Raw genomic sequence first — 3742 nt, 5'->3', positions numbered from 1 at the left:
TCATCGAGTTGTTTCGTCGGTTGCTTCCTGCCGATGGATGACGAGGTCGATACGCGCGACATCATCGAACGGGCCTGGCGCGCAAATAAGCGCATTTTTGTCCCCGTTTTGCGCGCCGGGTACAAAATGTCGTTTCAGGAAATTCATCCTGAATCGACGCTCGAACAAAATTGGTTCGGAATCTGGGAGCCGACGAGCGGCGATTTCATTTCCCCACGCAATTTGGACATCGTCGTTGCACCGACCGTCGCGTACGACCTCCAAAACAACCGTATCGGTATGGGCAGTGGTTATTACGACCGTTGCTTTTCATTCTTGCGACACCGAGAGCACTGGTTCCGGCCAAAACTTGTCGGCGTCGCGTTTGAGTGCCAGAAAGTCGAGAAAATAACGCCAAACGCTTGGGATATACGGCTTTATCGCGTTATCAGCGACGCACCGCTGCCGCCCGATTCAATAGACTGAATCGTTTCAGGCGAGCTGAAATGTCGCACACCTGCGACATTTTTACGCCGAAAAATTCATCCCGCGTGATTTCTTGAGTCGTTGCAAATCGATGTACTCGCAGTTCGGTTTCCAAGTTCCAGGCCACCGTTTTTGTGGACGCACTGCAGACGCAATCCGAACCTGAACGGTTTTTTGCCGACTCGCCTTCCGACTCCGGCTACAGAGAGACTTTCTTAAGAGGCTGATAACAACGTAACTTTCTGGATTCCGGGTACCCGACACGGAGAAAATAGATGGCTACCAAAAAGAAGTCTCGCAAAAAAGCTTCGAAGCGAAAAGTCGCCAAGAAGCGGAAAGTAACAGCACGGAAAAAAGCCGCGCCTAAACGGCGTGCGACGAAGAGAAAGACCGCCAAGAAAAAGGCGAAGAAAAAAGTAGCAAAGAGAAAGACGAAGAAGAAGGCCAAACGTAAGGCGAAGAAGAAAGTCGCCAAGCGTAAAACGAAGAGAAAGACCAAACGCAAGGCTAAAAAGAAAGTAGCCAAGCGTAAGACCAAGAAGAAGGCCAAACGTAAGGCTAAAAAGAAAGTAGCCAAGCGTAAGACCAAGAGAAAGACCAAACGCAAGGCTAAAAAGAAGGTAGCCAAGCGTAAGACCAAGAAAAAGGCTAAACGCAAAGCTAAAAAGAAGGTAGCCAAGCGTAAGACCAAGAGAAAGACCAAACGCAAGGCGAAAAAGAAGGTAGCCAAGCGTAAGACCAAGCGCAAAGCGAAGAAGAAAGTCGCCAAGCGTAAGACGAAGAGAAAAGCTACCAAGCGCAAAGCCAAGAAGAAGGCTTCACGCAGAAGAAGGCGGTAGTTAGCTGGTCGCTTCGGAAGAGGCCTTCTTCCCGAGCAAGTAAAAGAGCCCGCTTCGGCGGGCTCTTTTCATTTCTGAGCTTTATGCGCCACCGTTCATGCGTGCAATTCGCGGCGATTTCACTATAGTACGCTCCTATGGACGCATCTCAGAAAAAGCGTAGCGCCGCCGAGGCAGCCTTGCAGTTCATAGAGCCAGGCACAGTACTCGGTGTCGGCACCGGCTCCACAGTCAACTTCCTGATCGATATGTTGCCGGACGTGCGCGATCGCATTGAAGCCGTCGTGTCGAGTTCAAAGGCATCGACACTGCTTCTTCGGGAACAGGGATTCGACGTCAAAACGCTCAACGAGGTGGGAGGCGATATCGATATCTATATCGATGGCGCCGACGAATGCAATAAGCACCTGCAGCTTATCAAAGGTGGTGGCGGCGCATTATCGCGCGAAAAAGTGCTGGCCGCGGCGGCGCGGCGCTTTGTGTGCATTGTCGACGACAGCAAGCTTGTTGGCATGCTAGGGGAATTCCCGCTACCGATCGAAGTGTTACCGATGGCACAGCAACTCGTCTCCCGCCGGCTCATGAAGATGCGAGGACACCCGATCTGGCGCGAGGGATTTGTCACCGATAACGGCAATCACATCCTCGACGTGGAGGACCTGCCGATTTCGAATCCCGTCGAAATGGAAGCACGAATCAACCGGATTCCGGGCGTCGTCACGGTTGGCATATTCGCTCACAGGCCCGCCGACATACTGCTGATTGCCGGGGACAACGGCGTCAGGGAGATGCGAGTTTAGGCGAGGGATTCTCGCGCGGGTACGCGGCGACGACTGTCGGCACGCACCGCGTGCCTCGGATCGAACCCCCGTTGGCGGAGTCAGAGTCTGGATTTGCACAAATTCCAACAGCAAGCCCAGTACGTGCTGACCGAAAACCAATCACTTATCATGAATTAGCAATCCTTATGGGCCGGTCTTTACTGTATCTACTAACAAGCAACTGCAACAAGAATGCAACACCACGACACGCCAGATGGCCGCTTTACCGCCGATAGCGGCCCTTCGGCTAGAATGAGTGAAAAGGGCCGCTAGTGAACCCATTCCAGTCGGTGAAAGGTGTAGCAATCCTTTGTATATGCAGTGGCTGTGCCTGTTAAAGTCGATAATGCCTATCATTCTTTGGGCTTTGAAGTGGGTAAAAATGATAATTTCGCACGAACACAAGTGTATCTTTATTCACATCCCCCGCACGGCCGGTACCAGTATAGAGCGATCTTTGTGTGCAGCAATGGGGATTGAGGCTTGGTGCAGCTACATCGGAGAGCCTCGCGAGGTTGTTCGCAGCTTCGGCGAGTTAGATAAGTTTCCTGATCTTTACGATGACCCGTACCGCAAGAAATTTGAGGGTTGCAAGCATTTGCGTGCCCGCGAACTGAAACAACTTGTGGGTGAGGGTGTGTGGGACTGTTATTTTAAATTCGCTTTTGTGCGAAATCCTTGGAGCCAATCGCTTTCTTCATTCCGCAAGATGCGAAAAGGAATGAGTCCCGCGAAAAGGCTGTTGTATCCGAATACCAAGTTCTTCTTCAATTTAGGATTAAAAGCTAAGTACGACCTGTTCGGTGCGAGTGCGGCGCAGCAGGTTGACTTCATTTCTGACGAAAAAGGCGAAGTCATTGTTGATTTCATTGGGAGGTTTGAATCCCTTCATGATGACTTCAGCACTGTTTGCGATGAAATCGGTTTGGAAGCGGCACTTTATGAAAGCCACGATGCAACTAATTCCGCGCACTATCGAGACCAATATTTTCAGTGGGGAAAGAAGATCATTACTCGGGAAAAAGCAGCTGACATCAGACTGTTCGATTATACATTCTGAACCGTTTTACCTTCCGCTATTGGCCGCTGCATTCATAGACCGTCTCGACGGTACGCCGCGAAAGCTGCTTGACAGCTCAAGGCTGAAAGGGCTCGGATGGCATGTCCGAGTAAGCCTCGAAGACGGCCTGCGCCTCGCGTATTAAGATTTTCAGGTCGCTGAGGACGCGAGTCCGAAGTCCTTGACCTAAGCCTCTTTGACCGCCTTCTGCCAGGACTTGTAGTAGTCGAACGGCACACGACCGTCAGCATGGCAGAATATTTGATCGTGCTGGAATGTGACGCACTTTGCCTATGCCGCTCAAGAGGTCTTTGGCCGGACCTGTGACTGGGATACGGCGGCGCTCTTTAGGTCGTCACGAAGTTCACGAATCGTTCGCCGCAGGCGCCGTTCCTTGGGCAGGCTGCTGTGCACTTTGCGCAAAAACTGGCCAATGGCGTTGGTCAGACCGGCGGAAGCGACCCGGCTCTGGATCTTGTCGAATTGATCCCCGAGTTCTTTCTCACGCTCGTCGCTTTCAGTGGCACGGGCTTTTACCGCCTCGATCCTGTCGCTGA

At 51.9% G+C, this 3742-nt stretch carries 5 protein-coding genes; 4 read left to right on the top strand and 1 reads right to left on the bottom strand.

Going from position 1 to position 3742, the window contains the following annotated elements; translation table 11 throughout:
- The 4 genes from Q0X89_RS17855 to Q0X89_RS17840 all read left to right on the top strand — a co-directional run.
- On the top strand, positions 1 to 465 hold a 465-nt coding region (locus Q0X89_RS17855), incomplete at its 5' end, for a 5-formyltetrahydrofolate cyclo-ligase (protein ID WP_297696723.1).
- A gap of 275 nt (positions 466 to 740) precedes the next feature.
- Positions 741 to 1304, top strand: a complete 564-nt coding sequence (locus tag Q0X89_RS17850; RefSeq protein WP_297696721.1) for a hypothetical protein — start codon at positions 741 to 743, stop codon at positions 1302 to 1304.
- A 137-nt stretch (positions 1305 to 1441) separates the two neighbouring features.
- Entirely contained in the window at positions 1442 to 2104 is a 663-nt protein-coding gene (gene rpiA / locus Q0X89_RS17845; RefSeq protein ID WP_297696719.1) for a ribose-5-phosphate isomerase RpiA, read from the top strand.
- Positions 2105 to 2471: 367 nt separating this feature from the next.
- Positions 2472 to 3185, top strand: a complete 714-nt coding sequence (locus Q0X89_RS17840; protein WP_297696717.1) for a sulfotransferase family 2 domain-containing protein — start codon at positions 2472 to 2474, stop codon at positions 3183 to 3185.
- A 300-nt stretch (positions 3186 to 3485) separates the two neighbouring features.
- Here Q0X89_RS17840 and Q0X89_RS17835 read toward each other — a convergent pair.
- A partial coding sequence (locus Q0X89_RS17835) for a hypothetical protein (RefSeq protein WP_297696715.1) occupies positions 3486 to 3742 on the bottom strand: 257 nt, incomplete at its 5' end.

The organism is uncultured Eudoraea sp. (genome assembly GCF_947258525.1).
Classification (GTDB): domain Bacteria; phylum Bacteroidota; class Bacteroidia; order Flavobacteriales; family Flavobacteriaceae; genus Eudoraea.
The sequence above is the reverse complement of the archived record's forward strand: the minus strand, read 5'-3'. Positions and strand labels throughout refer to the sequence as shown.

Bases quoted from the DNA above. Each gene is read 5' to 3' on its own strand.
- rpiA (WP_297696719.1), top strand. From the start codon at position 1,442: ATGGACGCATCTCAGAAAAAGCGTAGCGCCGCCGAGGCAGCCTTGCAG.
- Q0X89_RS17850 (WP_297696721.1), top strand. From the start codon at position 741: ATGGCTACCAAAAAGAAGTCTCGCAAAAAAGCTTCGAAGCGAAAAGTC.
- Q0X89_RS17840 (WP_297696717.1), top strand. From the start codon at position 2,472: ATGCCTATCATTCTTTGGGCTTTGAAGTGGGTAAAAATGATAATTTCG.